Raw genomic sequence first — 26,718 nt, forward strand, 5'->3', positions numbered from 1 at the left:
CCTTGGTTGCCAACCTAGTTCTTACGGCTGACGCCAGTGAGGCGGATGATGCCGTCCGGCGCAGACTTCAGACCGGTGATGTTGGAGTTGTGCGCGAAGATCCACTGCGAGTGATACAGGTAGACGATCGGCAGGTCCTTGAGCAAGATTGAGATAGCCTTGCTGTATTCGGCCTTGCGGGTTTCGGTGGCGCCGAGGGCGCGCGCCTTGGTCAGGATAACGTCGAGCTCCTTGTTGCAGTAGTGCGCATCGTTACCGGAAGCACCGCAAGCCAACATTGGGGTGATGTTCAGGTCAGGATCGACACGGCCGCTCCAGCCTACGAGGTGGGACTTGAACTTGCCCTGGCGGGCGATGTCGAGCAGCGTCATCAGCTCGGTCGGCTTGATCGAGACTTTGATACCGATGTCAGCGACCATCGCCTGGACGAGCTGGGCCACCTGCTGGCGTTCCGCATCGGTCGGAACCAGGAGGTCCAGATTGACCGACTGCACGCCGGCTTCCGCCATCTTTTTCTTAGCAGCACCCACGTCACGAGCCGGAACCGGATAGTTTTTGTCGTAATACGGGCTCGAAGGCGGGAAGGGCTGGTTGCCGGTGCTCGCTTGGCCGTCGAACACGACGTTGCTGATGGCGCCGCGGTCGATCGCAAGGCTGAAGGCTTCGCGGATGGCAGCCTTCTTGCCGGCATCGAGGTCGGCGCCTTCACCATCAATGTTGAAGGTGATGCCGTAGTAGCCAAGGCCGACGACCGGATCGATAGCAAGGGACTTGTCAGCCTTGACGGCTTTGACATCGGTCGCTGCCAAGCGCTCGATAAGATCCAGCTGACCCGAGCGCAGGTTCAGCAGTCGGACGTTGGAATCCGGCATACCGCGATAGATGAGTCGGTCGAAATGATACTTGTCGGCGTTGTAGTACTGCGGGAACTTGTCGAGGACGATGCGGTCCTGGGTGACGCGCTCCACGAACTTGTACGGACCGGAGCAGACTGGGGCGTCGGTGAACTTCTCGCCGAGCGCTTCACCTGCCTTCGGGCTGATAACCATGCCGGCTCGGTCACTGAGCGCGGCAAGCAGCGGCACGGACGGCTCCTTGAGGTTGATCTTGACGGTGTAGTCGTCGACCACCTCCACGTTGCCGATCGCACTAATCTCGGCCTTGCGGCGGGAGATCTTCATGGTCAGATCGCGGTCTAGATTGTACTTGATCGCGGCCGCGTCCACTTTAGTGCCGTCGTGGAATACAGCATCCCGGCGCAGCTTAAGCGTGAGCGCGGTGCTGTCTCCATTCCATTCCCAGCTCGTCGCGAGCATCGGCACGATCTGACCACTCACGTCGATGTCGACGATCTTGTCGCAGAGCGACTGTAGAACGTGGCGGCCGACGAAGCTCCAGTTGGAGACCGGGTCAAGTGTATCCGGATCGTCCTGCAGGCCGATCCGGAGGACTGACTGGGCGGCGGCGGGAGCCGCGGTTGCTGCCAGGCCACTCAGGGCCAGGCCGGCTGCGAGTGCGACGTAAAGCGGTTTCATCATCATTCCCTCTTTTGTTATATAGTTCAAACTTAGGATTAGCGGGCGACAGCGTAACCCTGCACACCGCGCGGATTGGCGCCTGCCTTTACCAGCTGCACCCCGCCGTCCATTTCCCTCGCCACGGCTGAAAGCCGCCCCTCGGACCAGGCATCGCCGACGGTTACCTTATGCCCTCTTGCTGCGAGCTCTTCGCGTACCGCTTCCGGGAAGCGGGATTCGAGCGTGATCGCCCCAGGGCTGATCTCGCGCGGCCAGAAGGAACTCGGCAAGTGGTCCGTGTGGAAGGAGGGCGCGTCGATCGCCTCCTGCAGATTCATGCTGTTGTGGATATGACGCAGCAGCATGACCAGTTGCCACTGGTCCTGCTGGTCTCCCCCCGGTGTGCCGAAGGCCATGTAGGGTTGGCCGCCGCGGAACACCATCGACGGGGTCAACGTCGTACGTGGCCGCTTCGACGGCATCAGTGTGGAATTCAGACCCTCTTCGAGCCAGAACATCTGACCCCGAGTCGTCAGGCTGAAGCCGAGGCCCGGAATGACCGGGCTCGATTGGAACCAGCCGCCGGAGGGGGTTGCCGAAACCATGTTGCCCCAGCGATCGACGGCGCTGACCTGCACAGTGTCGCCGCGCTGCGCGCCTTCGGGAGTGAGCGCTGGCTCACCCTGCTTGTCGTTCGGCAGCTTCGGTTCGCGAGCGACAGTCGGTTCGCCGCCGCCGAGACCCGGCTGTGGAATGGTGCCGATAGTGCGCAGCGGCGGCAGGTTGGGATTGCGACCGTCGGGCGCACCGGGTCGCACTTCCATCGACGCCGTTCTGCCGATGAGCGCCCGGCGGGTATCGGCATAGCCGGAGGACAGCAGGGTCTTGAGCGGCACGTCCGAGCTGTCACCATACCAGGAATCGCGGTCGGCCATGGTGAGTTTCGCCGTTTCGATCACGAGGTGGACGAAATCGGCCCCCATCGGGTCGAGATCGGCAATATCGGTCCCCTTCAGAATCTGCAGCATCTGCAGCAGGACGGGGCCCTGCGACCATGGCCCGCATTTAAAGACCTCATAGCCGCCATAGGGGACGGAGACCGGCTTCTCAATGAGCGGCGTGTAGTCCGCCATGTCCTGCGCAGTAATGAGGCCTTTGTGGCGGCGGCCGGAAACGTCCCAGACCTCTTCAGTCGCACAATATTCTTCGATCCGTTCGGCAACCGGACCGCGATACCAGAAATCAAGCGCCGCATTGATGCGTGCTTCGCGACTCTTCGCCGACTTCGCCTCGTCGAGGATCTGCTGGTAGAGCGCTGCAATCTGCGGATTGCGAAAGAGCTTGCCGGATTGTGGAGCGACACCGCCGGGCAGGTAGATTTCCGCCGAACTCGGCCAATGGGTGGTGAAGAGGTCGCGCATCGATGCGATCGTGCTGGCGATGCGCGGCACGAGCGGGTGGCCCGTCTTTGCGTAATAGATCGCCGGGGCGAGCACTTCTTCGAGTTCTGCCGTGCCGTAGTCGCGCAGAAGTGTCAGCCACGCGCCGAAAGCACCGGGGATGCATGCAGCGAGCAGGCCGGTTCCAGGAATGATGTCGAGGCCGAGATCTTTGAAATATTTGACTGTCGCCTTGGCGGGCGATGGGCCCTGGCCGGAGATCACGGTCGGCGCGTTGGCGCCGGCGGGCGTCACGATGATCGGCACTTCACCAGCGGGACCGTTCAGATGCGGCTCGACGATCTGCAAGACGAAGCCGGTCGCGACCGCCGCATCGAAGGCCGTGTGACCTTTTTCGAGAATGGACATGCCAACCGTCGACGCCAGCCAATGGGTGGAAGAGACGGCGCCGAACGTACCCCTGAGTTCCGGTCGCGTCGTAAATGTCATTCCAATCCTCACTACCTATCCAGCCGCGGTCTCACTTTGCAAAGACATGCCCTTTCCAGAGATTGTCGACAAAGTCTGTGTAATTTGACTAAATTATATACAAGCCCCGGTATAGCTGGACAACAACCCGGTAGATGCCCATCCTCTGTGGACAAGTTGTATATTTATGACCCTGATCGCGGGCCGATTGTATAATTTGCGCATCATGTATTATTGAAACACTCTGCCCGGGAGACCGAGGCGCCAAAGGGAAAAGGAAAACAAGGTGCTGGATTTACCGGCTTCCGGTAAGAAAAGCCGTAGCGAATTCATTGCCGAGCAGCTCGAGGAAGCGGTCATCAAAGGCGCGATTCCGGCCGGTTCACGGTTCGACGAAACATCCATCGCCGCGCAGTTCGGCGTGTCGCGCACGCCGGTGCGCGAGGCATTGCACATCCTGTGCGGCCGAGGGCTTGCCGAACGCGAGCCCTACAAGGGAGTCGTCGTGACGCAGATTTCCGCCCAGCGCATCGATGAGATGTTCGAGGCCATGGCGGAGCTCGAAGCTACCTGTGGGCGGCTCTCCTCCCATCGGATGACGATGAGCGAGCGCGCGGCACTGGAAAGTATGCACAGGGAGATGAACGCCCTTGCCGAAGAGGGCGACTGTGTCGGCTATAACGAGATCAATACTCGTTTCCACGACCTTCTTTTCCAGGGCAGCCGCAACAGTGATCTGATCGCCGCTGCGCAAACATTGCGGCTGAAGCTCGCTCCCTTCCGCAAGTATCAGCTCAAGGACAAGGGGCGCCTGAAGCGGTCCTGCAACGAACACCAGCAGATCGTCGACGCAATCCTCGACCAGAGCCCCAAGGCTGCTGAAAACGCGCTGCGCCGCCATCTCGTGTCCGCGGCGCAGGAAGTTCTCCTCAAACGGCAACGTCAGGAAGACGAAGTCGCCAAGGCCACCGTTCTCGACAAGGTATGAGTTTGTGAAAATGTCCATGAATGAAGATCAAGACGCAATCCGAACCGTCATCGCGGACATGGAGGTGGCCTGGAACCGCGGCGATTTCCACGGTTACATGGATGGATTTGCCAATCCGGACGTCGTTTTCGTGTCCCGTGGTCGTATACAAAAGGACTGGCAGGCAACGCTTGATCACTACATCGCCGATTACGGCGGCGCGCCGGGCTCGCAAGGGCAGCTCACCTTCTCGGACATCCGCATCGAGATGCTAGCGTCCGACGCCGCCCAATTGATCAGCAACTACAATCTCGTCCGGGCTGCCGGGAACCAAACAGGTGTCAACACCCGGCTGATGCGCAAGCGCGACGGCAAATGGGTGATCGCGCTTAATCATGTCTCGCAGATCGAGCCGAAATGAACGCCGCTGCATTCCCCGGAGCGGGCACGCAGCCGCCCCGAACGGGGATCCGAGCCGAGCGAAGATCGCACCTGCCCGCGGCCACCTGCGGTGAGGGCGTTGAGGTCGGCCAGCCCTGAACAAGCTTGGTGGTCGCGGAGTCTGACTGGGACGTCATCATCTTCCTGACTTGTGAGCGGCAGGGCTGGGGGGAAGGCCTATGGCAACGAAGGCGAGCGGGCGTCTCACGGCACAGCTGGAAGCGGCCAACAATGTTCGGCTTGTAATCGGTGCGAGTCCAAACCAGAACGACTTTCGGCTCAGAGAGATAAAGTCATATCTCGATCGAGGGGGAAAATGGGGCGCGGAACATTGCGAAAGGGGAGCTTGCTGAGATCCGGCGTGCACAGAGCCCCGCTGTCGCAGACAATGATATCGCCGGCAATCGGCTCGAAAGCGGCGCGAAAATGCTGCATCGACTTCAACGCCACCACCGATTTCGCCACTGGATCAATGCCGAAGGTTCGAAATTGCTGGAGGTCGAGCATCTGCGTGGGAATTGAAACCACGAGAATGTCGATGCCGCCGACGCGCAGGACGGCGGTCGGACCCCAACTCCCTTTCAACCCGCCAGCCATTGGCCCGTCGCCGACGTAGTGGCCATTGCTCAGGAGCATCAGCTCACCCGTAACACTCAGCGGGGCACCGCCCACGCGTGGATCTGTCTTGCCTCCGAGGCGGGTCGAGACAGTCTCACCGACCTTGTGGCGGTGAAGTTCGGCGGCCACCTCTGGATCCACCATGGGGCCGAAACAGGCATCCTCGACGCCTGCCGCTATCATGGCGCGGAGCAACTCGGTCGAGTCGCCATAACCGCCGCCGCCGGGATTGTCGGCATAATCGGCGATCACCAGCGGGCCGGTCTTTCTCTTGTAAGATTTGCCTTGCAGAGCAGCATCGTTGACCGAAACATAGCTGTTGATGCACTCAAGGCGCCTGTTCCAGATGTCGTCGGCGAGTGATTCCGCGAAGCGTCGATGGCGCTCCAAATCGCCTTGCGCTGTCACGAGGACAGTCGGCCCAACTTCTTCGATATCCGCGTTTCCAAAGGCTCCGTTAACGCTCACCGCGAACACATCGGGTTCCGCTTCATAGGCGCGGGCGCGGGCGATGCGTTCGATCATCGGGCCGATATCCGTGCGTCCACCATTGACTTCTTCCAGCATCGGGCGATGAACTCGCACGGTGACGGGCGCGATTTCTCCTGCCATCGCACGCTGGAGGACCTCCCCTGCCTGGCGTCCGCAGATTCGCATGTCCACATGAGGATAGGTCTTATAAGATACGACGATGTTCGCGAGCTCGCACATCTTGCGCGTGACATTGGCGTGGGGGTCGAGAGTAATGCCGATGGGGATGTGGTGGCTAACGACGGCGCGGAGGCGCTCCAGCAACTCACCTTCACCATCCTGGCAGAAATCGGTCACCATAGCGCCATGCAACCCGAGCAGAATTCCGTCGATCCTGTCACGGTTGGCGCGTGCTGCTTCGACGATGACCCCTGCGATGCGCTCATAGGCATCGCGCGTCACGGGGCCGGCAGGCTGCGCCGCTGCGCTGATCGGGTGTATCGTTCGCCAGTCGAAAGCGCGTGCCACGTCAAGAAAACCTGCCAGAGGAGTGTTGGCATCGCCGCGCTCCGTGACAGCCTGTTCTCCAAAATAGAGCGTGCGATCCGTAAAAGCCGTGTAGTCTGTCAGCCGACGGCTGAACGTGTTGCTCTCATGCGAGAATTCGGCGGTCAGAACGGTAAAGGACATGCGACTCTCCGATGGCTTTTAGTTGAGGGGATAATGACAGGCCACGCGATGCCCCGGGGCGTCCGACATCTCCGGTCGCTCCTGCCGGCATCGATCAGCAGCATGGGAGCAACGCGCCGCGAAGGCACAGCCTTTGGGAAGATCGAAGGCGCTCGGGATCTCACCGCTCAGCCGGCTGATGTGCCGGCGCTTTGACGGGTCAGGCTCGAACGTACTGTCGAGGAGTGTCTTCGTGTACGGGTGGCGCGGCTTGGCCACCGCATTGGGAAGAATCTCGACGATCCTGCCGAGATACATCACGACGATCGTGTCGCAGAAATAGCGGACAAGGCCGAGATCGTGGGAGATGAAGAGATAAGTTAGGCCAAGATCGCGCTGGAGATACTCAAGAAGCGCGACGATTTGGGCTTGGATCGAAACATCGAGCGACGCCGTCGGCTCATCCAGAACTAGAAAGCTCGGTTTATGGGCCAGAGCGCGAGCTATCCCCACGCGTTGCTTCTGGCCTCCCGAAAGCTGATGCGGATAGCTGCTTGCCAGATGCGGGCTCAAACCCACCATGGTCAGCATCTCTTCCACCCGGCTTTTGGCCTCGGCAGCGGTCAAACGAATTCTCTGGACCCTGAAAGGTTCGACCAGTGCTTCGCGAATCGTGTAGCGCGGATCGACAGAAGAATACGGATCCTGAAATACCATCTGCATGCGGCGGCGAAGCTCGCGCAACTCTCCCGACTTGAGGCCGCCGAGTTCAACGTCGTCGAAGATCACGCTGCCGGCGGTCGCGTCCAGCAACCGCAGCGCCAATCGAGCAAGAGTTGACTTGCCGCAGCCGGACTCGCCGACAATGCCGGTGACGCGGCCACGAGGGACGTCAAGCCAGACGTCGCTGACGGCACGAAGCACTTTGGCGGGCGAGAAAAGGCCACCGCCGATTCGGAATTCGCGCGTCAGGCCGCGCATCGAAAGAAGACAATTGCTGGCCGCGTCAGACATGGGCGCGAACCTCGCTGAAGTGGCACGCCACGGCCGCAGAGCCATCGGCATGAACCGGCGGAGTTTCGGTGTAGCAAATGGGCTGGGCGAGATCGCAGCGAGGGTTGAAGCGACATCCACGCGGGTAGTCGAGCACGCGCGGCACAACCCCCGGAATTCCAACAAGGCTGCCGCGGGCCTGCCCGCCCCGGGGGATGCACCGGATCAGCGCGCGCGTGTAGGGGTGCCTCGGCTCGGCAAAAATCCCCTCCACACTATTGCTCTCAGCCACACGGCCCGCGTAGAGCACAACGACCCGATCGCAAGCCTGCGCGACGACGCCCATGTCGTGGGTGATCAGCATCAGCGCCAAGCCCCGCTCGCGTACAAGATCTATGAGAATTTGGACGATTTGAGCTTGTATGGTGACATCGAGAGCTGTAGTCGGCTCGTCAGCGATGATCAGGTCGGGATCGGCCGCAAGCGCCATAGCAACGACAATGCGCTGTTTCATGCCGCCGGAAAGTTGATGGGGATATTGGCCGTACACGGTTGCCGCCTGCGGAATCCGCATCTGCTCCATGAGTTCAATGCTGCGCGCCCTCGCCTTCTGCGGCGAAAGACCGAGATGGAGTGACGCCATCTGATCGATCTGTGCGCCGATGCGCACAATGGGATCGAGCGACGTCATTGGGTTCTGGCTGATGAGGGCAATGCGCCTACCGCGCAGCCGGCGATAAGACGCCTCGTCGAGCGTGGTGAGATCGATGCCATCAAAGTACATCGAACCTTTGAGGACCTTGCCACCGATGAGCGGCAGAAGACCCATGATGGAGGTGGCCGTGAGTGACTTGCCGGAGCCGGACTCACCGACAACGCCAAGGATTTCTCCCTTGTCGAGATTAAAGGAGATGCCATCGAGGGGCCTCAGGCGGCCGATGCAGACAGAAAGATCGCGGATTGAGAGCAAGGTCATCCTCAGCTCTCCCGCAATTTGCCACGGATATCGAGCGCGTCGATGATCGCGTCGCCGAAAAGGTTGATGGCGATTACCGTGCCTGCGATAGCCACACCCGGGAAAATAATGATCCAGGGCGCAATGAAGATCTGAGCGGTTCCGCTGCTCATCATCGCGCCCCAGCTTGGAGTCGGCGGCTGTGCGCCTAGCCCGAAAAAGCCGAGCGTCGCTTCGAGAATGATGGCGTCTCCGGTTGCAAGCATGCCCGCGACGATGACCGGCGTTAGCGCGTTCGGCAACAGATGCTGGAATAGGACATGGCCATGGCTAGCGCCGAGTCCGATGGTGGCTTCGACATAAGTTTCGTTCTTGAGGCCGATGATCTGCGCTCGGGTGAGGCGCGTGAATTGCGCGAGATAGGCGATGCTGATCGCGATGGCCGTGCTGTGGAGCCCCGGCCCCGCGATCGCAATCAGGATCAGCGCGATCAGGATCTCAGGGAAAGACCACGTCAGGTCGACGATCGCCGTAACCGAGCGGTCGAACGCTCCACCGAAATAGCCCGCCGCGCCGCCCAGGACCAGCCCAACCAGAACGGAAGCGCCGATCGAGGTGAAGCCAACCGCGAGCGATGTGCGCGCGCCATAGATGATGCGCGAAAGCAGATCCCGCCCGAATTCGTCGGTTCCGAGAAGGTGGCTCGCGGAAGGTTCCAAGTTCGCCCCGGGCAGATTTTGGATGTCATAAGAATAGGGTGCGACCCAGGACGCCAGCAGCGCGCAAAGGATGACAATCAGCAAAATCGCGCCGGATACTGCGCCGCGCGGCGTTGAGACAATGCGGACGAGCGTATGCATCGGCTGAGCCATCACGCAATCCTCTCACGCACGCGCGGATCCATGATGGCCTGGACTACGTCGCCGAGCAAAGTTCCGAGCATCACAGCAATAGCGAGCATCAGGAGACAGCCCTGGACGACCGGATAATCGCGCTGGCTGAGCGAGTTGATGAGAAGCGAACCCAGTCCCGGGCGCGCAAAGACGAATTCGATAGTGACTGCGCCGCCCAGAATCCAGCCAATGCGCAGGCTCAGGATCGTCACCACGGGCAACAGCGCATGGCGCAAGATATGGTGCATTTGAATAGCCCACGGCGAAAGCCCCTTCGCGTGCAGCATCAGAACGAAATCCTTGCGCACCACATCCAGCATGGCCGCGCGGGTGACGCGCCCGACGAGCGCCGTGCCGCCGATACCGATCGTGAGTACGGGCAGGACAAGCGAGCCCCAGGTTCGGGCTCCCGAAACGGGGAACCACTCGAGCTGGACGGCGAAAAGCAGGATCATCAGCAGGCCGAGCCAGAAGCTTGGAAGAGTCGATCCGAATAGGATGGCGGTCATTACGCCCCTGTCGATCCAAGTGTCTCTGAACACGGCGGCGAGAGCGCCGGTCGAAATGCCGACGACGGTCGAAAACAAGAGCGCAAGACCGCCGAGTGTCAGGCTATGTGGCATGTTCTGCACGATCAGCGCCGAAACTGGCTGACGCAGAATAATGGCGGTGCCGAGATCGCCTGAAAGAACGTTTCCGAGCCAAGTCACGTATTGCACGAGGATGGGCTTATCGAGTCCGTATCTAGCGATCAACTCCGCTCGTTGCTCGGGTGACGAACCGATCTGAACAATGTGGTCTATCGGATCACCCGGCACGAGATGAACGATCATGAATATCACGATCGAGACCGCGAGCGACACCGGAACGAGCAGCAGCATTCTCTTGAGGATGAAGGTGAGCATCCCGGTATCTCTCGGTTGTTGACCAGAGGTCGATTATTCGGCGACGTTCACGTCGAGGATCGACTGGCTGGTCAGGCGCGTGCCGCGGATCGCCTCCGGGAACTTTAGCCTCTTGCTGTTATAGACGAAGATCTGTGCGGGTTCGTAGATCGGAGCGAAGGCGAACTGGGACAAGACGTACTCGTGATAGGCCTTGAAGTTCGCAACCCGCTCCTCCCAGGTCTTCGACTTGTTCATCGCCGTGTCGTTCAGTTCCTCCGCCTTGGGGTCATTAAGCATAGAGACGTTCGGATAGCCCAGACGCTTGCCGCTGAAGAACCAGTCGATGATATCCGCGTTCGTCCAGGAATACGACCGGACCGCGAGCTGATGCTCGGTCTTCTTCTTGTACTGGGCGTTGATCGTGCTGGCGTCGAAGACGGTGATATCGGCCTTCATACCGATGGCCTTGAGCTGGGCCTGGATGACTTCCGTCAGGCGTTTGAACTCGGTGCCGTTCTGCGTCCACAATTTGACCTGGAGCGGCGCGCCGTTCTTCACCCGAATGCCGTCTGCACCCATCGTCCAGCCAGCCTCATCCAGAAGCTTCTTCGCCCTTTCCGGAGAGTAGGTGATGTCGTACTTCGGATCGACCTTGGATTCGAGAAGGCTGCTGATAAGAAAGTTCTTCGCCGGAGCGCCTACGCCGCCATAGAGCGTGTTCAGAATCTCCTTCTGATTGACGGCGAGCGCCGTCGCCTCGCGGACCTTGATGTCGGTGAAAGGCTCGACCGAGGTGTTGATCGGCATATAGACGAGTTCGACGCCAGGAATGGCCACGACCTTGACGGCCTTCTCGGCCTGAAGGCGCGGCAGGAAGTCCGTCGGCACCGTGAAGAGCATGTCGACGCCGCCCGTTTTGAGCTCAAGGAAGGCTGTCGAATCCTCCGCGATTTCGCGAACGGTGATACGCTTGATCTTGGCCGGCCCCGTGTTCTTCGAAAGATCGGAGCCCCACTTGTAGTCGTCGTTGCGCACAAGAACCGTCTGCTGTCCGACCGTAAAGCTCTCCATCTTGAAAGCCCCCGTCCCGACGGCGGCCGTTACGCCAAATTTGTCGCCCAAAGCATCATAAGACTTCGGCTCCGGAACCCCCATGAACGAGCTCGCGAGATTGAAGAGGAGATTCGGATCGGGATTCTTCATGATGAATTTGACCGTTAGGTCGTCCACCACCTCGACCTTGTCGATGGCGCTCACAGTGTAAGCGTTTTCGGTGCCGGCGAATTTGGGAACCCACCATTGAATGGTCTTGGCATTGAAGGGCTCGCCATTGTGAAACTTGACGCCAGGGCGCAGCTTGAATGTCCACTCCATGCCGTCGGGCGAGGATTCCCAGGATGTTGCTAGAACGCCGTGAAAGCTTTGATCGGCATCCTGCAGAAGAAGACGATCGAAGATCAGAGAGTTGGCGCTATTGAGGCGCGTCGCTTTGATCGGATTGTAGCTTGGCGCGCCGACCTCGCGGGCCGTGACGGCGAAAACCGCTTCCTGCGCTGCGGCGGAACCGAGCGAAAGGAAGCTTGCGGTCAGAAGAGCGGATCCGGATAGCAACGCGCTCTTGAAGATTGATTTCATGACAGTCCCCTGTGGTTTTGTTGAGTGAAGGCCGGTCCGGTCAGGCTTTTGTCATCCCGTAATCGGACCGGAAGAATCGCCCACGTATCCTGTGAAGCGAGCATAGAGTTGTGAGATCTTGTTCATGCGCTGCTCCACCGCGGGACCTAGCTCGATGAAAATCGCATTCATCAGGAGATTGGTGAGGGTTGCCATTTGCGCAGTGGAGTCCCAGAACATGTTGAACTCGGTCGGCACGACGAGCATCTCGTCAACGAGATCCCGCCCCCAATCGCAGAATGCGTCAGTAATAAGCGTGGTCGGAATGCCTGCTTCCCGTGCTTCGCGGGCCAGCAGGCGCGCCATCCGCGAGTAGCGGCGGGCCTCGAAGATGACGAGACAAGCGCCCTCGTGATCGGACAGGAGCAGCTCGGCAAAATTCCCGCCCGCGAGATCCAGGAGATGCACCCGATCGCGCAGATATTGCAGCTGATTGACAAAGAACTGAGCCATGCCGCGCTCGGTCTGGAAGCCGGCGACGAAAACCGCTTTGGCGTGAGCAAAACGCTGAACGGCGCGCTTCAAGTCCTCGGTCTGCGCGAGCTCGTAGACGGCGACGAGACCGGACATTTCCAGCTGCAGCGCTTGAGCAAGCTGATTTTCGCCCGCCAGCGCCCTTTGCTGGAATTCCCGCAGCCGGTCGCTGATGAGCCAGGGGCGGTCGCCGATGTCCTGGCGGAGCTGTTCCTTCAGATCCTTGAAGCTCTTATAGCCGAGGGAGCGACAGAACCGACCGACGGTCGGCTCGCTCACGGAAACCTTTTCCGCCAAGCTCGCGGCTGTTTCGAAAGGAATGCCACTCAGCCGCGCCAGCATATAACTCGCAAGCGCTTTGTCCGCCTTTGAGGCGCCCGCTAAGCAATCCCTCAGTCTCTGACGAACCGGCCCGTTCAACGGCTTCCACTCCGCTTCCGCTAGAACAATCAGGGAATATTTCTTTCATGATGTCAATCGATATTGTTTTTCTTTCAAAAGTGCTGAAGGATTTGTAGGCGCCCGCCCCGGGCCGCGCGCTCATGAGTGACATGCGATGAAGTTTGACTATCTGGTTATCGGCGCAGGCATTTCCGGCGCTGCCGCGGCGTTTGAGCTCGCTCAAAGCGGATCCGTCGCGCTGATCGAAGCCGAGGCCATGCCGGGCTATCACAGCACCGGCCGCTCGGCAGCGCTGTACACCCGCAATTACGGGGCACCCGTCGTCCAGCGCATCAATGCGGCCAGCCACGACTTCTTCATCAATCCGCCGAGCGGATTTGCCGAGCGCCCCCTCGTGACACCGCGCGGTGCCTTGACCGTTGCCACTCCGGGAGACGAAGACAAGTTGAACGCGATCCTCGCACTTTCCTCGGAAGACAACAGGATAGAGGCGATCCCGGCTTCCCGTGTACTCGAACTGGCTCCGCTACTGCGTCCGGAATGCGTCTCGGCCGCGGCCTATGAACCCGGCGTGATGGACATGGACGTGGACGCGCTGCATCAAGGCTATCTGCGAGGGTTGCGTCAGCGCGGTGGAAGCCTGTTCTGTAACGCCCGGATCGATAAGGTCTCACGAAAATCGGGGCTTTGGAGGGCGAGCGCTGGCGAGGCATGCTTCGAAGGACGCGTCGTCGTCAACGCGGCGGGAGCCTGGGCAGACCAGGTCGGCGCTCTCGCGGGCACACCTCCTCTCGGCCTGGTGCCCAAGCGGCGAACCGCCATTCTCGTGGATGAGCCGAGAGGGCTCGACACCAGGACGTTACCTTCTGTCGAGTTTGTCGATGGCGAAGCATATCTCAAGCCGGATGCCGGAAAAATCATGGCTTCGCCAGGGGACCAGACACCGGTCGAGCCGCAGGATATCCAGCCCGAAGAATGGGACATGGCTGTTCTTGTGGACTGGTTGGAGCGCCGAACACTTATCTCCGTCCGCCGGATCGCGAACAGTTGGGCGGGTCTGCGGACATTCGCCGCGGATGGGGTGCCGGTCGCTGGGTTCGACCCTGGTATTGAAGATTTCTTCTGGCTGGCGGGACAAGGAGGCTTCGGGATTATGATGGCGCCGACCCTTGGGCGGATCGCGGCGGGCCTCATAACCGACGGACGCATTCCCTGGAAGATTGCGGCGCAGGGACTGTCCGAGCAGGATCTTTCGGTCGCGCGGTTCTCACGCAGGAACGCCGAATCCACGCCTCTGCCGGCGTAAGGAAGCCTTGATCTTTTTCTCATTCCCTTTGTCTTATGCGTATCCCGCGTGGCTTTGTCGCAAATCCGAGCCAAAGAGGCGGAACGGTCCGCGCTTGGAGATCATGCGGTTCTGTTGCACGCAGCGAGGTAGGTCAATCGGAGCCAGATGATGGCTCAAACTAGGCAGCAGCGCTGAACACAGCCACAACCAAGTCATTCCGAGCCCTCACGTCGTTCGCTGGTGCACTCGCCACTTGGCCCTTGCGGATCGTCGCCATGACCTCGTAGCCGGCAATCGTCCGTGACACCTAATGCGCCGATTCTCAGTTAACGTGACAGCGCCGTGTTCGCTGAGCCAGAATTCGACCGCATCCCCGCAGAGGTTGATCGCTACCAGCTTCGCCCTCTCACCGGAGCTCTGAATTCGTCAGATAGCTGTTGAATGCTAGCGTTGCCGGACTCGGCTGCCGTCCGGGCAAGCTGAGGCGGGAGAGCGCGCGACGGATTGTCAAACTACGGATTTTGATCTGCGTCAGCCGGCCGAGGGCGATCTGGTCGGCAGCAACGACCGACGATACAATTCCAATCCCAAGGCCTGCTGCTACCACTCGTGTGAGCGCCTCATTGTCGCTCACCTCGAGCAACATTGAAGGCCTGAAACCGGCGGTCTCCAGTGCTTCCCAGGCAACATCCCGTGTCCCTGAACCCTCCTCTCGTAAAACGATCGTCTCGCCAGCGAGAGCCTGTAGAGAGTGGGGTCCTCTTTTTGTAGCGAGGGGATGCTTCGCAGCGGCGATTAATATCAGCTCGTCGTTACGCCAAGGCGTCACGACGATGCCTTCCATCTCGACAGGTCCCTCGACCAAGGCGACATCCAGCTCGCGCTTAACCAAGAGAGACACGACGTTTGCCGTGTTGGCGCTCGTCAGACGCAGCTCGATCTTGGGGTAAGCCTTAAAGAAAGCACCCAGGACCGGGGGTAGAAAGTAGGTAGCTACGGTTTTCGATGCGCCGATGCGGAGCGTCCCGCGCTGGAGCCCGTGCAGACTGTCCAGAGCCTCTTCGGCCACCCGCTCGATCGCGAACAAAACTCGAGCATGTTCGATGAGAACGTTTCCGGCCTCGCTCAATTTGACGTCACCGGATCTGCGCTCGAAAAGCGGACTCCCAAGCTGTGCCTCGAATTCGCGTATGCCCTTGGACACCGCAGGCTGACTGATATTGAGCATCTCGGCCGCTCGCGAGAAGCTTCGATGAGCTGCCACAGCAGCGAAGAGCCTGAGGAGGTGGAGATTCATGTCATAACTATCAGTTATCGACCTATGAGATACATGTATTTGCGTTATAGCGAAAGTAAGATCAGAAAGCTGGAAATCGATGTTCAGGATTTCCACTCCCATGCAAAATCAATGGATGCGTTTGCTGCCAGGTGTCATTCTCTGCGCATTCATTGCCCTCGTCTCCTTCGGCGTACAAATTGTGGAGGAGCACTGGACCGGGCGGCCTTATCTCGAGGCGCTCGTGATTGCGATCCTGCTCGGAGCTATGGTTCGGACTCTATGGACGCCAGGTAGCCGGTGGCTCCCCGGCATCGCCTTCAGCAGCAAGACGCTGCTGGAGATCGCCGTGACACTTCTTGGCGCTTCGATCAGCTTTCAAACCGTGCTGCAGGCAGGATACCCTCTTCTTGTCGGGATTGCCGGCGTCGTTGCTGCGGCCCTTCTTGCAACCTTCGGGCTCTGCCGTGTGCTCGGGTTGCCCAAGCGCATGGCCATGCTGGTAGCTTGCGGAAATTCCATCTGTGGCAACTCCGCCATCGCGACTGTTGCCCCAGTGATTGGCGCTAAAAGTGAGGATGTCGCTTCCTCTATCGCGTTTACCGCCATTCTCGGAGTGATCGTGGTTCTTTCTCTGCCTCTGCTCGTGCCGCTTCTCGGATTGTCAGAGACCCAATACGGCGTGCTCGCGGGGCTAACCGTTTATGCGGTGCCGCAGGTACTGGCCGCCACCATGCCCATTAGCATCGTCAGCACGCAGGTCGGCACCCTGGTGAAGCTCGTACGTGTCCTGATGCTCGGGCCTGTCGTTATTCTGCTTTCCGTGATCGTAGGCAGCGCCAAAGCCGAGTCCGCGAGGCCGTCCTTCAAGCGCCTTGTACCGTGGTTCATCGTCGGTTTCCTGGCACTTGCAGCGGCACGATCCTCGGGCGCAATTCCCGATCCAGTCTTGGGCGGAATTCTCCCCGCCGCTTCGGCGCTCACCGTCGTTTCGATGGCTGCCCTAGGGCTCGGCGTGGACCTGCGCGTCCTCGGCCGCGTGGGTGGTCGGGTGACGCTTGCCGTGGCCCTCTCGCTCGTTCTCCTGCTCTGCATCAGCCTCGGCCTGATCCGTCTGCTTGGAGTTTTATGAGCGCCTTGTCTCTCGTCCGGAAGGGAAAAGAGCCGACGGGCTTTGGGCAGAGGTAGAAACATTCTTAGGTCCGCAACAAGGCAGCGCCCGTTAGTTCTCCTCGAAAGTCCGCTCGAGTCGATCGAGCGAGGCAAGCAGCTTTGTCGCGTCAGAACCGAGGGCGAGTAAGATCTGCTTTTCAAAAGCAACGGCGCGAGGAACGATATCCGCATACGCGCGCCGGCCGGCGGTTGTAAGTGACAATATCTCTTCCCTGCGATCTTGGTCGCTCTCTCGGCGTCTGAGCCAACGGCGCTCCTCGAGCGCCCGAACGGCTCGGCTCACCTTCGTTTTGTGCATGGACGAATGTTGCCCGATCGCTTTGGCGCCCATTTCCTCGAACTGCCCCAGCGTTGCCAGAACACGCCATTCGGGAATCGTGAGATCGTGGTGTGCGCCATAGACGCTCTTGAATTTTTGGGAGACAACGGCCCCGATCCGGTTGAGGCGGTAGGGCAGAAAGTTTTCGAGAGCGAGTTTCTTCATGCGTTGATGGTTACAAAATAGACGGTTACCAATGCAACAAAAATTAGAGGTCTCCGAAATGAACGATCAAAGCCCTCCGTTGCAGGCTGAAAATACCGTTGGCGTCAGCGCCATCCAGAATGGCTACATGTCCGGTTTCGGGAATGGTTTCGAGACGGAAGCGCTGCCTGGTGCATTGCCCCTCGGCAGAAACTCCCCTCAGAAATGTCCATACGGACTTTATGCGGAACAGCTGAGCGGCTCGCCCTTCACGGCGCCCCGCGCCACCAACGAGCGTTCGTGGCTTTATCGTATTCGTCCGACCGTCACCCATTGGGGCCAGTTCGAGAAAGTGGACATGGGGCTATGGCGCACGGCTCCGGCTCCCGAAGTCGATGTTCCGATCGGTCCGATGCGATGGGATCCGATCCCGATCCCTGCGGAGCAGCTGTCATTTCTCCAAGGTGTCCGCACGATCACAACTGCTGGCGACTGTGGCACGCACGCCGGAATGGGAGCGCATATCTATCTCATCACCCGCTCCATGGTGGATGAGTATTTCTACAATGCCGATGGAGAGATGCTCTTCGTGCCCCAGCAGGGCCGGCTGCGCCTGTGGACCGAGTTCGGCATCATCGATGTCGAGCCCGGCGAGATCGCCGTGGTTCCGCGCGGTGTGAAAATTCGCGTCGAACTTCTGGAGGGACCGGCACGCGGCTATCTTTGTGAGAACTATGGAGGCGCCTTTACGCTTCCGGAGCGCGGCCCCATCGGCGCAAATTGTCTCGCCAATCCTCGTGATTTCCTGACCCCCGTCGCCGCCTTCGAGGACAAGGATGCGCCCTCGCGGATGTATGTGAAGTGGGGCGGAGCGCTGTGGGCCGCCGAGATGGAGCATTCTCCCCTCGATGTTGTGGCCTGGCACGGCAACTATGCCCCCTACAAGTATGACCTTCGTCGTTACTCGCCCGTCGGGCCGGTTCTGTTCGACCATGCCGACCCTTCGATTTTTACCGTTCTAACCTCGCCGTCAGAGACGCCGGGAACAGCCAATATCGACTTCGTCATCTTCTCGGATCGCTGGATGGTCGCAGAAAATACGTTCCGGCCGCCGTGGTACCACATGAACGTCATGAGCGAGTTCATGGGCCTCGTCTACGGACAGTACGACGCGAAGCCGCAAGGCTTCTCGCCGGGTGGTGTTTCGCTTCACAACACGATGCTCCCGCACGGTCCCGATTTTGAAGCGTTCGAGAAGGCCAGCAATGCGGATCTAAATCCGCACAAGCTCGAGGGGACGATGGCCTTCATGTTCGAAACGCGGTTCCCGCAGCGGGTCACGGCTTATGCCGCCGGATCCGAAAAGCTGCAGAAGGACTACGGAGCCTACGGGCACTCACTGAAGAAACATTTCAATCCGAACCAGCGATAAGACCGGCTATGCCCAAACTCGACCAAACGCATGACCCGAAGCTCCAAAGCTGGCTCGCCTCAGCCAATGGACATCCGGACTTTCCAATTCAAAATCTGCCCTTGGGTGTCTTCAGCAGCCACTCCGGAAAACCGAGAGGCGGTGTCGCTATCGGGGACCGGATTCTGGACCTTGGCGCCGCGATCGAGGCCGGTCTTTTCGACGGCGAGGCGCGAGAAGCGGCAGCGGCTGCATCGGGAGAAACGCTGAATGAATTCCTCGCTCTTGGAGCCAGGGCACGATGCGCCTTGCGCGCCCGCTTGTCTGAGCTTTTGACGCTGGGCAATCCCGATCGGAGCCATGCAGAAGCATGTCTCCATGTTGCGACCGACTGCACGCTGCACCTTCCGGCGCGGATCGGAGACTACACCGACTTTTACGTCGGGATTCACCATGCAACCAATGTGGGCAAGCAGTTTCGCCCCGACAATCCTCTGTTGCCGAACTACAAATATGTGCCCATCGGCTATCACGGAAGGGCCTCTTCCATCAGCCCGTCCGGGACGGCGGTGCGCCGGCCTAACGGCCAGACGAAGCTGCCGGATTCCGAGGATCCTCGTTTCGGCCCGAGCCAAAGGCTCGACTACGAACTGGAACTGGGAGTCTGGATCGGCTCCGGTAACGTGTCCGGCGAGCCGATCGAAATCACTAAGGCCGCACAGTACGTGGCAGGCTATTGCCTGCTAAACGACTGGTCCGCCCGCGACATTCAGGCTTGGGAGTACCAACCACTCGGGCCGTTCTTGTCAAAGAACTTTGCCAGCACCGTCTCAGCCTGGATCGTCACGCCGGAGGCGCTGGCGCCCTTCCGCAGCGCCCAACCCTCGCGGCCAGAGGGCGATCCGAAGCCGTTGCCATATCTGACAGACGAAGCCGACCAGAAGGAGGGCGGGCTTGATCTCCAACTCGAGGTTCTTCTGCGCACGCCCGCGATGAGAGAAAAAGGGCTGTCGCCGCATCGTCTCGGCCTGTCCAACACGCGGCACATGTATTGGACCGTTGCGCAGATGATCACGCACCACACCAGCAACGGCTGCAATCTCCAGCCCGGCGATCTCCTGGGCACGGGCACGATCTCAGGACCCGACGCGGCCTCCTGCGGCAGCATCCTGGAGGCGACCGTAGGAGGTAGAAATCCAATTTCGCTGCCTTCGGGTGAAGAACGACGCTTTCTGGAAGACGGAGACGAGGTGTTTCTCCGCGCCCGAGGTCAACGCGAAGGCTTCGCGCCAATCGGTTTTGGAGAATGCCGGGCCGTTATTTTGCCCGCCCTGTGACTCGACGAACCATTCTGTCAGACAGATTTTCCGGGCGCGCGAAATTGCATTGGCGTTGAAAAATCTGCAGGGAGCAAGTCGCCGTAGCTCTGTCGACTCCGCACCAGGTTGACAGCAGCCACAGTCCTATTTCGGAAAAGCGCGTGCAGTGCGCGGCTTCTCCTGCAACGAGCGCCTTCCTTCCCGAAGTCCGGAGAGGCTGGAGGCCGGCCGATCTGGAACATCCAACTTGGCCTTCTCCTCAGGCGTGAGGTGCCGGGCCGCGCCTCTCGGCAGATCGCCAAGCTGTACCTCGCCGACCTCGACGCGCAAGAGGCGCAGGACCTCCGCTCCGACCGCGCCGAGCAGGCGCCGGATCTGACGGTTCTTGCCCTCGTTGAGAACCACTTCGAGCCATGCATTGCGCGTGCCGGCACGGAGCACGCTCGCCGATTTCGCGACGAGGCGCTCGCCGTCAAGCACCATGCCGGCCTGCAGCCGCTCCAGCATCGTCTCGTCCGGCATTCTGTCGATCTGGACGTGGTAGCGCTTCTCGACGTTCGAAGCCGGATCCAGAACACGCTGCGCCCAGCGCGTGTCGTTGGTCATGAGCAGCAGGCCCTCGCTCGCCTTGTCGAGGCGTCCTACGGGGGCGACGAACGGGAGATCGAGGCCTTCCAAACAGTCGTAGACCGTTGCTCGTTCGTGCGGATCGTCGCGGGTCGTGACGAGGCCGCGCGGCTTGTTGAGCATCAGGTAGACCTTGCGCTCGGCCACGACCGGCTGATCATCAACGATGATGCGGGCGCGTCCGGGATCCACGCGGGTTGTCAAACTGCGGGTGACCCTGCCGTCAACACGCACACGGCCGTCGGCAATCAAGGCCTCGGCTTGCGTGCGGGAGCAGAACCCAAGCTTCGACAGGGCGCGCGGCAGGCTGACCACGGCGCCATCTGGACGCCGCACCTTACCCACGCCCCGCGACGGGGGCAGCTTCATAATGATGTCGCTCCGGCCTCAGCTCGTGAAGAACTGCTGCGTGCCGTGCGCCTCAATGGCGCCAGCCAGCCGGGCAAGCGCGTGCACGTAGGCGGCGCTGCGCAGGGTGATGGTTTTCTCCTGGGAAAGCGCCCAGATGGCGTCGGCTTCCCGCTCCATCATCGTCTTCAGCCGCGCGTGGACCTCCTCGACGGGCCAGTAATAGCCCTGCCGGTTCTGCACCCACTCGAAATACGAGACGGTGACGCCGCCGGCATTCGCGAGGATATCCGGAAGCACCATAACGTTCTTACGAGACAGTATCTCATCGGCCTCGGGCGTGATCGGGCCATTGGCGAGTTCAAGGACGACGCGGGCCTTCACGCTGGCGGCATTGCCCTCATGGATCATGTCCTCCAGCGCCGCCGGCACCAGAAGCTCACAATCAACCGAAACGAGATCGTCAGCTGGGAGGGAGAAAATTCCCTCTGACCCTGCAAGACTCGCGACGCTCCCCCGCCCCTTAGCCGCAAGTAACATGCCGATATCGAGGCCTGACGAGCAGTGGACCGCACCCTTGGAATCCGAGACCGCCACGATCTTGTATCCGTCAGTGGCAAGCAGCCTCGCGATATGCTGGCCGGCGTTGCCGAAGCCCTGAACCGCAACGCGCGCTCCAGGCTCCAGCCCGAGCTGCTGGGCCAGGCGCCTGACGAGATAATAGCCGCCACGAGCCGTCGCATCGTCACGGCCGAGGGAGCCGCCGAGGGCGATGGGCTTGCCGGTTATCACCGCCGGCGTCGCCTCACCGACGATGGAAGCATACTCATCGGCCATCCAACCCATGACCATCGAATTGGTGTAGACATCCGGTGCAGGGACATCCCGGTCGGGCCCGATGATCTTGGAGAAGGCCTGGATGTAGGCGCGCGAAAGGCGCTCCAACTCTGCCTTCGAGAGGGTGTGGGGATCGATCCGCACAGCGCCTTTGCCGCCGCCATAGGGCAGATTCATCACCGCGCACTTGAAGGTCATCCAGAAGGCGAGTGTCTCCACCTCTTCCATGGTGGAATCGGGGTGGAAGCGGATGCCGCCCTTGGTTGGGCCGCGGGTGTCGTCATAGCGGCAGCGCCAGGCCATGAATGATTTACGGGAGCCGTCGTCCATGCGGATCATCAGACGGACCTTCGTGGTCTCACGCGGGTATTTGAGTTTTTCAAGAACGTCCGCATCGAGATCGAGGTACCGGGCTGCGTCATCGAGGCGTGTTAGAGCCTGGTCCAGCATGGAGGCTGCATGCAATCTATCTTGCTCCTGTGCGTTGGTGCAGATCGGGCGGGTTACCGCTAGGGAGCCTTAATGGCGGCTTCCGTGCTGAAGCGCAACAGCTTGGCGAGCATCCGCGTCGATTAGGTGTGAAAGTCGGCATTTGACCCTCAGACAATGTCAGCCTGACTCGCATCTGGCGCGATGAGTGGGCTCTGTTGCACCTGTCGAGGCAGGCAAGCACGCTATCGATGGAGCGGCACGCGCCGGCATAGGCCTTGGTCACCCTCAGCGCGCCGCCTTAAGGGCCTCGCCGAATGCGGTCGTGCAGTTGAGTAGCCACGACCCTTACCACTCGGCAATGGCCTCATCCGGGTAAGATTCAGCTCTCCGGCGTGTACCAGATGCGTGCCGACAACCCTCGTTAGATGGCTGTCATCGGTGCCTTCCCTGGCCCTCACTTTTTTGTGCCGGGTCGACGGTGTGATAGTCCACTTCAATGATGCTGGGGTTCCCTCCAAAGCCCTTCCGGCTCTCTCGCCGAAAACGCCAACGGCCGACGATGGTGATCGCTACTGCAACCGGGATCAGAACCAAGGCAAGGCCCGCAGCCAGAGCGAGTAACAAAATTCCCAGAAGACCTGCGGCGACGAGCAACAGAATGACGACCCAACGTGGCATTCGGACCAATCGAATTCCTGTGCTGTTTCGATCTCGATGGATCAATACGTCCCCCAATCATTGCGGATTTCTACGGTCATATATGTGCGGATCGCCGTGTCGGGTCGCAAGGTGGCCCGCCAAATATGGCGAAATCCCGCCTCGGGATTTCGACGCGCTGATCGAAGTGGAAGCCTCAGCCATCTTCCGCCCGGCACGGTGATCGCGGACGCGGCGGCCGACCTCGAGGACCTCAACAAGAGGCTCGGCTACGGGCTGAAGCAGGCGGCGGAGCAAGTTACGGGAGAGTTTTGCGACAGTTCCACGTTAGGTCCGTCCTCGATGTTGAAAGATCAGGACAGGCGCTTGCCGGTTGCCTTATTGAACAGGTGCGAAAGGCCGTCGAGCACGAAGGGCGCCACCACGCCTCTCAGGGTGAGCTGCGTTGCGCCCGGCCATAACGCCTCGTCATGTTTGTTGACGCCCACGCCGTCGCCAAACTTAAGGCGCTCATGCGAAAGGCCGCGGAGCGCACCGTCGAGGGCCCATGGAACGCAATCGGGCACCTGGTTGATCTCTTCACGCCCAGCGGGTGCACCAACTACTTTAGCGCCGCCGGATACGATGAAGTCTGATCGGATTCAGCTCTAGCGGCATTAGCGACAGCTGACTTGTGGCTTCGTTCTCACGGCTTCAGGGAGCTTGATGCATCCGGCGCCCCTTTCCACCACGATAGCTCGTGAAGCGATTGCAGTGGGTAGAAAAGTCCACTCACTGCACAGCAATTTGGGGCATTGGTTATCTGAACTCCAAGGGCAGGTCGTTTTCGCCCGCAGCCATCAAATCCATGCCGGAAAGCCCTCTCTCGAGCAGATGAAGTTGGGAGCGACGCTAAGCCGCCTCGCGTTCCGTATCCATCAAATCGACGGTGAGATCGCTGACCTGAGACATGTCCCCATTCAGAAGCCTTATCGCGCTCCGAGCACAGGCGCGGAACTCTTCTTTTAGAATTTCAGGTTCGCACTCCCAATTATTGATATCGTGTTCTGCGTAATAAAACGCCATAGCCACGCGCTCAACGTGCGGACACATCTTAGCCCCCTGGAATTTAAGTTTATCACCACTTGCCTGAATGATCTCGGACGCCTCTGATACTTCAATTTACTGTAGCGCCCAGGGATCAGCTCGGATGTTTTGTTTTACGGTCACGGTTAAGAGATTCGCAACGTGCCGAAAGGAGTACCCCGAAAGGCGTGCCGACTGGCGAGTTTCGGGCGGAATCATACGATGATCGGGCGCGCACGAAAAAGCCCGGTAGCTTGCGCTACCGGGCTTAAAATTCCGGGTCTCAAATCCTGAATTTTAGAGGCAACCACGCTTCTCGGCAGTGATTACAATAGGATATCAATCCAAAATCGCCTCTGCTGTCAATCGGCTTCCGCCTTACGCAGAGAAATTAATTTTATATTAAGTAATATGTTACTCGATTACTCTGTATGATTTCGGCAACACTTGGGCGGAAAACAGGCCTAAGAAAGTTAGATTGTGGCTTATCGACTTGATCCTACGGCATGGCTGGCTAGGGTCGCCGAAGCGGAGGGGGGACCTTTCGTGAATTTTCGGATGCACTTCGCTTTGGTGAGACGTGTCCGTCCCAAGAAACCTAGGAGATTAATCATGAAGCTCGTTAAGAGCCTTCTTCTCGGAACGGTCGCGGGTCTCGCCGCCGTTGCCGGAGCTCAAGCTGCCGATCTTCCCGCGAAGAAGGCTGCTCCTGTTGAGTACGTTCGCGTCTGCTCCACCTACGGCGCAGGCTTCTTCTACATCCCGGGCACGGAAACCTGCCTCCGCGTCGGTGGCCGCGTTCGCGCTGACTACGTGTACGGTGAGCCGCGCTTCCGCGCTCAGGATGCCATCGGCTTCCGTGCTCGCGGCCGTATCCAGGCAGACGCTCGTACGGCGACGGCTTATGGCCTTCTCCGCACGTTCGTTCGCTTCGAGATCACCCGTTCGTCCGGCACGCCGTTCGGCGCCACGGGCGGCATCGGCAACAACCCGCAGGTTCAGGAAGCTTTCGTCCAGTTCGGTGGCCTGACCGCCGGTCGTGTTGTCACCTTCTTCGACAACGGCGACCTGCCGACCGGCCACATGGGCACGCTCCGCTTCTCGGACTCGCCCGACGTTGACCTGTTGGCTTACACCTTCACCTTCGGCAACGGCTTCTCGGCCACGGTGTCGCTGGAAGACGGCCTCGAGCGTCGTGACAACGGCTTCATCGCCGGTGGCCCGCGCGCGAACGCCCTGGTTTACGCTGGTCAGCGCGTTCCGGACGTCGTCGCTAACGTGAAGTACACCGGCACCTGGGGTACGGCTCAGCTCTCCGGCGCTGCTCACCAGCTCCGCGCTGCCAACCTGGTCACGATTGCTGGCTTCACCGACAACCCGGACACCGAGTACGGCTTCGCCGTGCAGGGTAACGTCGGCATCAACCTGCCGATGCTTGCTCCGGGTGACGCCCTGTGGCTCAACGCAGTCTACGCGAACGGCGCTCTCGGCTACATCACCGGTGGCTCGTCCAACACGCTCGGCACGGGCGATCTCGTCGCCGGCCTGGTTGACGGCTTCGTGAACCCCCTCACGGGTAACATCCAGCGCGGTCGCGGCTGGTCGATTGCCGGCGGTCTGCGTCACTACTGGACCCCGCAAATCCGTCAGAACGTGTTCGGTTCGTACGCTCGCTTCGAGTACGGCCGTGGCGCTTCGGCGATCAATGCTGCTGGCATCACCACCGGTCTGGCTGACGCCACCGAATGGCGCGTCGGCACGAACGTGTTCTGGCAGCCGGTTTCCGGTTTCGATATCGGCGTGGAAGCTCTCTACGTCAATCTCGATCCCCGTGGCCGTCAGCTGCTCGTTCCCGGCACGAACATCACCAAGAGCTCGGATCACGCCTGGGAAGGCCGTCTCCGCGTTCAGCGCGACTTCTAATCGGTTCAACCCGATTGGTTAGGGAAACCCCGGTGGCAACACCGGGGTTTTTCTTTGCCTCATCACGGTGAAACCGTGCCGCCGATTCGGTGCCGTGGCGTGAATGTTCCGGGGCGCGCCCCGGATCGGAAAGGCTCTTCTCAGCGGGTTACGAATCGCCTGATATTTTCGAGACACACCACCATGTATCGATCTATCGCAAACTCAAACTGGGGACAGAATCAGTCGGACATCCCACGTCGCGGGCCAGAATCCTGAACTGATCGGCCAGAGATTGCCGCGGATTGAAGGCAAACCTCGCCTGTCGTTTGCGCATCATAGGGACCAACTCGACGCCACCCAGAATAATACGAGTGCTGTCCATCGGCTTGAAACCAGCATCGGCCCCGACGCGTCGCGGTGAATTTGCTCGATGCGGTGATTCAGATAAGGGCCTTGTCGGATCCGGATCGGCTTCAGCCGACGTCTCGATCGATCGAGCAATCGGTTTGTCGTATCGTAGGATACGATCGCCTCGCGGTTGGTCCGACTGCCGTCGATGACGATACGTTCAGGACGTCCATGCCGCTCAAGAAACTTGGTCAGGATGCGTTTCGCGGCCGCCAGGTCGCGATGTTCACCGAACCAGAACGCGTCCGTATCGCCCATACTGTCCTTAGCGCGGTGAAGGTACGTCCATTCTCCACGCACCTTGATGTACGCTTCGGCCGATGCGATCGGTTTGATCCGATTTAGATCCGCGCGGAGCACGGAGACGGCCTCCCGTCCTCCAACCCCCTTGAACGTGGGAATGTGGGCATCGGCTGGTTGATACCACGTTAGCCTGCTCGGCGAAGTCCTCGGTGTCCGAGAAGCCTGCAAAGCCAACGGCGCGCATCTGGCGCCCGCAGAGCCGATTCTTGCCCGGATGAAGCCACTGCCGACAGGCAAGTGGCCCCGGTTCGCACCGGGGCCACTCTTGTTCGTTACCGTTAGATGACGAGGAAGTCGGAAGCCGTCATCTTGAGGTACTTGTCGAGCTTCGCGAACTCTACCGCCGGCGCTTTACCCGTGCCGTCCGGATCGTAGTA

Annotated in this window: 21 protein-coding genes and 2 pseudogenes; 8 read left to right on the plus strand and 15 right to left on the minus strand. The window is 60.1% G+C overall.

From position 1 onward, the window contains the following. Positions 1-14 precede the first annotated feature (14 nt). Both I2H38_RS19350 and I2H38_RS19355 read right to left on the minus strand, forming a co-directional pair. Positions 15-1,538 carry an ABC transporter substrate-binding protein gene (locus I2H38_RS19350; RefSeq protein ID WP_229426822.1) on the minus strand — a complete coding sequence of 508 codons (1,524 nt, stop codon included), beginning with the start codon at positions 1,536-1,538 and terminating at the stop codon, positions 15-17. Between the two features lie 35 nt (positions 1,539-1,573). Then, positions 1,574-3,406, minus strand: a complete 1,833-nt coding sequence (locus I2H38_RS19355; RefSeq protein WP_196273515.1) for a gamma-glutamyltransferase family protein — start codon at positions 3,404-3,406, stop codon at positions 1,574-1,576. Positions 3,407-3,671: 265 nt separating this feature from the next. Between I2H38_RS19355 and I2H38_RS19360 the strand changes: the two genes are divergently transcribed. Together I2H38_RS19360 and I2H38_RS19365 are read left to right on the plus strand one after the other, a co-directional pair. Continuing rightward, positions 3,672-4,373: a GntR family transcriptional regulator gene (locus I2H38_RS19360; RefSeq protein WP_196273516.1), complete on the plus strand. Its 702-nt coding sequence runs from the start codon at positions 3,672-3,674 to the stop codon at positions 4,371-4,373. A 16-nt stretch (positions 4,374-4,389) separates the two neighbouring features. Then, positions 4,390-4,773, plus strand: coding sequence for a YybH family protein (locus I2H38_RS19365; RefSeq protein WP_229426823.1), 384 nt, complete (start codon positions 4,390-4,392; stop codon positions 4,771-4,773). Positions 4,774-5,072: 299 nt separating this feature from the next. Here the strand turns inward: I2H38_RS19365 and I2H38_RS19370 are convergent, their stop codons facing one another. The 7 genes from I2H38_RS19370 to I2H38_RS19400 are packed head-to-tail and all read right to left on the minus strand — an operon-like array spanning position 5,073 to position 12,847. Then, positions 5,073-6,572, minus strand: a complete 1,500-nt coding sequence (locus I2H38_RS19370) for a M81 family metallopeptidase (RefSeq protein ID WP_196273518.1) — start codon at positions 6,570-6,572, stop codon at positions 5,073-5,075. A gap of 18 nt (positions 6,573-6,590) precedes the next feature. Next, positions 6,591-7,565, minus strand: a complete 975-nt coding sequence (locus I2H38_RS19375) for an ABC transporter ATP-binding protein (RefSeq protein ID WP_196273519.1) — start codon at positions 7,563-7,565, stop codon at positions 6,591-6,593. Then, positions 7,558-8,520, minus strand: coding sequence for an ABC transporter ATP-binding protein (locus I2H38_RS19380; RefSeq protein ID WP_196273520.1), 963 nt, complete (start codon positions 8,518-8,520; stop codon positions 7,558-7,560). The genes I2H38_RS19375 and I2H38_RS19380 overlap by 8 nt, the downstream gene beginning before the upstream one ends. A gap of 2 nt (positions 8,521-8,522) precedes the next feature. Next, positions 8,523-9,371: an ABC transporter permease gene (locus I2H38_RS19385; RefSeq protein WP_210324880.1), complete on the minus strand. Its 849-nt coding sequence runs from the start codon at positions 9,369-9,371 to the stop codon at positions 8,523-8,525. Continuing rightward, positions 9,371-10,297, minus strand: coding sequence for an ABC transporter permease (locus tag I2H38_RS19390; protein ID WP_196273521.1), 927 nt, complete (start codon positions 10,295-10,297; stop codon positions 9,371-9,373). Before I2H38_RS19390 ends, I2H38_RS19385 begins: the two co-directional genes overlap by 1 nt. Before the next feature lie 33 nt (positions 10,298-10,330). Next, complete coding sequence (locus I2H38_RS19395; RefSeq protein WP_196273522.1) at positions 10,331-11,914, minus strand: ABC transporter substrate-binding protein; 1,584 nt, start codon at positions 11,912-11,914, stop codon at positions 10,331-10,333. 51 nt (positions 11,915-11,965) lie between these two features. Further along, the gene (locus I2H38_RS19400) at positions 11,966-12,847 is read right to left on the minus strand and encodes a MurR/RpiR family transcriptional regulator (protein WP_196273523.1); all 882 of its coding nucleotides are present in this window, start codon (positions 12,845-12,847) and stop codon (positions 11,966-11,968) included. Positions 12,848-12,983: 136 nt separating this feature from the next. Between I2H38_RS19400 and I2H38_RS19405 the strand changes: the two genes are divergently transcribed. After that, positions 12,984-14,135, plus strand: coding sequence for an NAD(P)/FAD-dependent oxidoreductase (locus tag I2H38_RS19405; RefSeq protein ID WP_196273524.1), 1,152 nt, complete (start codon positions 12,984-12,986; stop codon positions 14,133-14,135). A 388-nt stretch (positions 14,136-14,523) separates the two neighbouring features. Here I2H38_RS19405 and I2H38_RS19410 read toward each other — a convergent pair whose 3' ends face one another. Then, entirely contained in the window at positions 14,524-15,516 is a 993-nt protein-coding gene (locus I2H38_RS19410; protein WP_229426824.1) for a LysR substrate-binding domain-containing protein, read from the minus strand. A gap of 13 nt (positions 15,517-15,529) precedes the next feature. Between I2H38_RS19410 and I2H38_RS19415 the strand changes: the two genes are divergently transcribed. Next, positions 15,530-16,525: a YeiH family protein gene (locus I2H38_RS19415; protein ID WP_229426825.1), complete on the plus strand. Its 996-nt coding sequence runs from the start codon at positions 15,530-15,532 to the stop codon at positions 16,523-16,525. 90 nt (positions 16,526-16,615) lie between these two features. Here the strand turns inward: I2H38_RS19415 and I2H38_RS19420 are convergent, their stop codons facing one another. Then, a complete protein-coding gene (locus tag I2H38_RS19420) occupies positions 16,616-17,050 on the minus strand; it encodes a MarR family winged helix-turn-helix transcriptional regulator (RefSeq protein WP_196273526.1) in 435 nt (144 codons plus the stop codon). Between the two features lie 58 nt (positions 17,051-17,108). On the opposite strand from I2H38_RS19420, the gene hmgA reads away from it, so the two are divergent. Next, entirely contained in the window at positions 17,109-18,461 is a 1,353-nt protein-coding gene (gene hmgA / locus I2H38_RS19425) for a homogentisate 1,2-dioxygenase (protein WP_196273527.1), read from the plus strand. Between the two features lie 8 nt (positions 18,462-18,469). Continuing rightward, positions 18,470-19,777: a fumarylacetoacetase gene (fahA, locus tag I2H38_RS19430; RefSeq protein WP_196273528.1), complete on the plus strand. Its 1,308-nt coding sequence runs from the start codon at positions 18,470-18,472 to the stop codon at positions 19,775-19,777. A gap of 126 nt (positions 19,778-19,903) precedes the next feature. Here the strand turns inward: fahA and I2H38_RS19435 are convergent, their stop codons facing one another. The 3 genes from I2H38_RS19435 to I2H38_RS19445 form a co-directional block, all read right to left on the minus strand. After that, entirely contained in the window at positions 19,904-20,755 is an 852-nt protein-coding gene (locus tag I2H38_RS19435) for a pseudouridine synthase (RefSeq protein ID WP_196273529.1), read from the minus strand. An 18-nt stretch (positions 20,756-20,773) separates the two neighbouring features. Continuing rightward, complete coding sequence (locus I2H38_RS19440; protein WP_196273539.1) at positions 20,774-22,021, minus strand: Glu/Leu/Phe/Val family dehydrogenase; 1,248 nt, start codon at positions 22,019-22,021, stop codon at positions 20,774-20,776. A gap of 414 nt (positions 22,022-22,435) precedes the next feature. After that, complete coding sequence (locus I2H38_RS19445) at positions 22,436-22,681, minus strand: hypothetical protein (RefSeq protein WP_196273530.1); 246 nt, start codon at positions 22,679-22,681, stop codon at positions 22,436-22,438. 467 nt (positions 22,682-23,148) lie between these two features. Here I2H38_RS19445 and I2H38_RS19450 point away from each other — a divergent pair. Together I2H38_RS19450 and I2H38_RS19455 are read left to right on the plus strand one after the other, a co-directional pair. Continuing rightward, positions 23,149-23,295 (plus strand): annotated as a pseudogene (locus tag I2H38_RS19450) (IS630 family transposase); the annotation flags it as partial. Positions 23,296-24,337: 1,042 nt separating this feature from the next. Beyond that, entirely contained in the window at positions 24,338-25,648 is a 1,311-nt protein-coding gene (locus I2H38_RS19455; protein ID WP_196273531.1) for a porin, read from the plus strand. Between the two features lie 193 nt (positions 25,649-25,841). Here I2H38_RS19455 and I2H38_RS19460 read toward each other — a convergent pair. Continuing rightward, positions 25,842-26,353 (minus strand): annotated as a pseudogene (locus I2H38_RS19460) (DDE-type integrase/transposase/recombinase); the annotation flags it as partial. Positions 26,354-26,718 lie beyond the last annotated feature (365 nt).

It is taken from the genome of Microvirga alba (assembly GCF_015694465.1).
In the GTDB taxonomy this organism is placed as follows: domain Bacteria; phylum Pseudomonadota; class Alphaproteobacteria; order Rhizobiales; family Beijerinckiaceae; genus Microvirga; species Microvirga alba.

Coding starts and splice junctions, on each gene's coding strand:
- I2H38_RS19355 (WP_196273515.1), bottom strand. CDS start 3,406: ATGACATTTACGACGCGACCGGAACTCAGGGGTACGTTCGGCGCCGTC.
- I2H38_RS19405 (WP_196273524.1), top strand. CDS start 12,984: ATGAAGTTTGACTATCTGGTTATCGGCGCAGGCATTTCCGGCGCTGCC.
- I2H38_RS19390 (WP_196273521.1), bottom strand. CDS start 10,297: ATGCTCACCTTCATCCTCAAGAGAATGCTGCTGCTCGTTCCGGTGTCG.
- fahA (WP_196273528.1), top strand. CDS start 18,470: ATGCCCAAACTCGACCAAACGCATGACCCGAAGCTCCAAAGCTGGCTC.
- I2H38_RS19395 (WP_196273522.1), bottom strand. CDS start 11,914: ATGAAATCAATCTTCAAGAGCGCGTTGCTATCCGGATCCGCTCTTCTG.
- I2H38_RS19410 (WP_229426824.1), bottom strand. CDS start 15,516: ATGGGAGTGGAAATCCTGAACATCGATTTCCAGCTTTCTGATCTTACT.
- I2H38_RS19440 (WP_196273539.1), bottom strand. CDS start 22,021: ATGCTGGACCAGGCTCTAACACGCCTCGATGACGCAGCCCGGTACCTC.
- I2H38_RS19350 (WP_229426822.1), bottom strand. CDS start 1,538: ATGATGAAACCGCTTTACGTCGCACTCGCAGCCGGCCTGGCCCTGAGT.
- I2H38_RS19380 (WP_196273520.1), bottom strand. CDS start 8,520: ATGACCTTGCTCTCAATCCGCGATCTTTCTGTCTGCATCGGCCGCCTG.
- I2H38_RS19455 (WP_196273531.1), top strand. CDS start 24,338: ATGAAGCTCGTTAAGAGCCTTCTTCTCGGAACGGTCGCGGGTCTCGCC.
- I2H38_RS19375 (WP_196273519.1), bottom strand. CDS start 7,565: ATGTCTGACGCGGCCAGCAATTGTCTTCTTTCGATGCGCGGCCTGACG.
- I2H38_RS19365 (WP_229426823.1), top strand. CDS start 4,390: ATGAATGAAGATCAAGACGCAATCCGAACCGTCATCGCGGACATGGAG.
- I2H38_RS19445 (WP_196273530.1), bottom strand. CDS start 22,681: ATGCCACGTTGGGTCGTCATTCTGTTGCTCGTCGCCGCAGGTCTTCTG.
- hmgA (WP_196273527.1), top strand. CDS start 17,109: ATGAACGATCAAAGCCCTCCGTTGCAGGCTGAAAATACCGTTGGCGTC.
- I2H38_RS19420 (WP_196273526.1), bottom strand. CDS start 17,050: ATGAAGAAACTCGCTCTCGAAAACTTTCTGCCCTACCGCCTCAACCGG.
- I2H38_RS19415 (WP_229426825.1), top strand. CDS start 15,530: ATGCGTTTGCTGCCAGGTGTCATTCTCTGCGCATTCATTGCCCTCGTC.
- I2H38_RS19370 (WP_196273518.1), bottom strand. CDS start 6,572: ATGTCCTTTACCGTTCTGACCGCCGAATTCTCGCATGAGAGCAACACG.
- I2H38_RS19385 (WP_210324880.1), bottom strand. CDS start 9,371: ATGGCTCAGCCGATGCATACGCTCGTCCGCATTGTCTCAACGCCGCGC.
- I2H38_RS19435 (WP_196273529.1), bottom strand. CDS start 20,755: ATGAAGCTGCCCCCGTCGCGGGGCGTGGGTAAGGTGCGGCGTCCAGAT.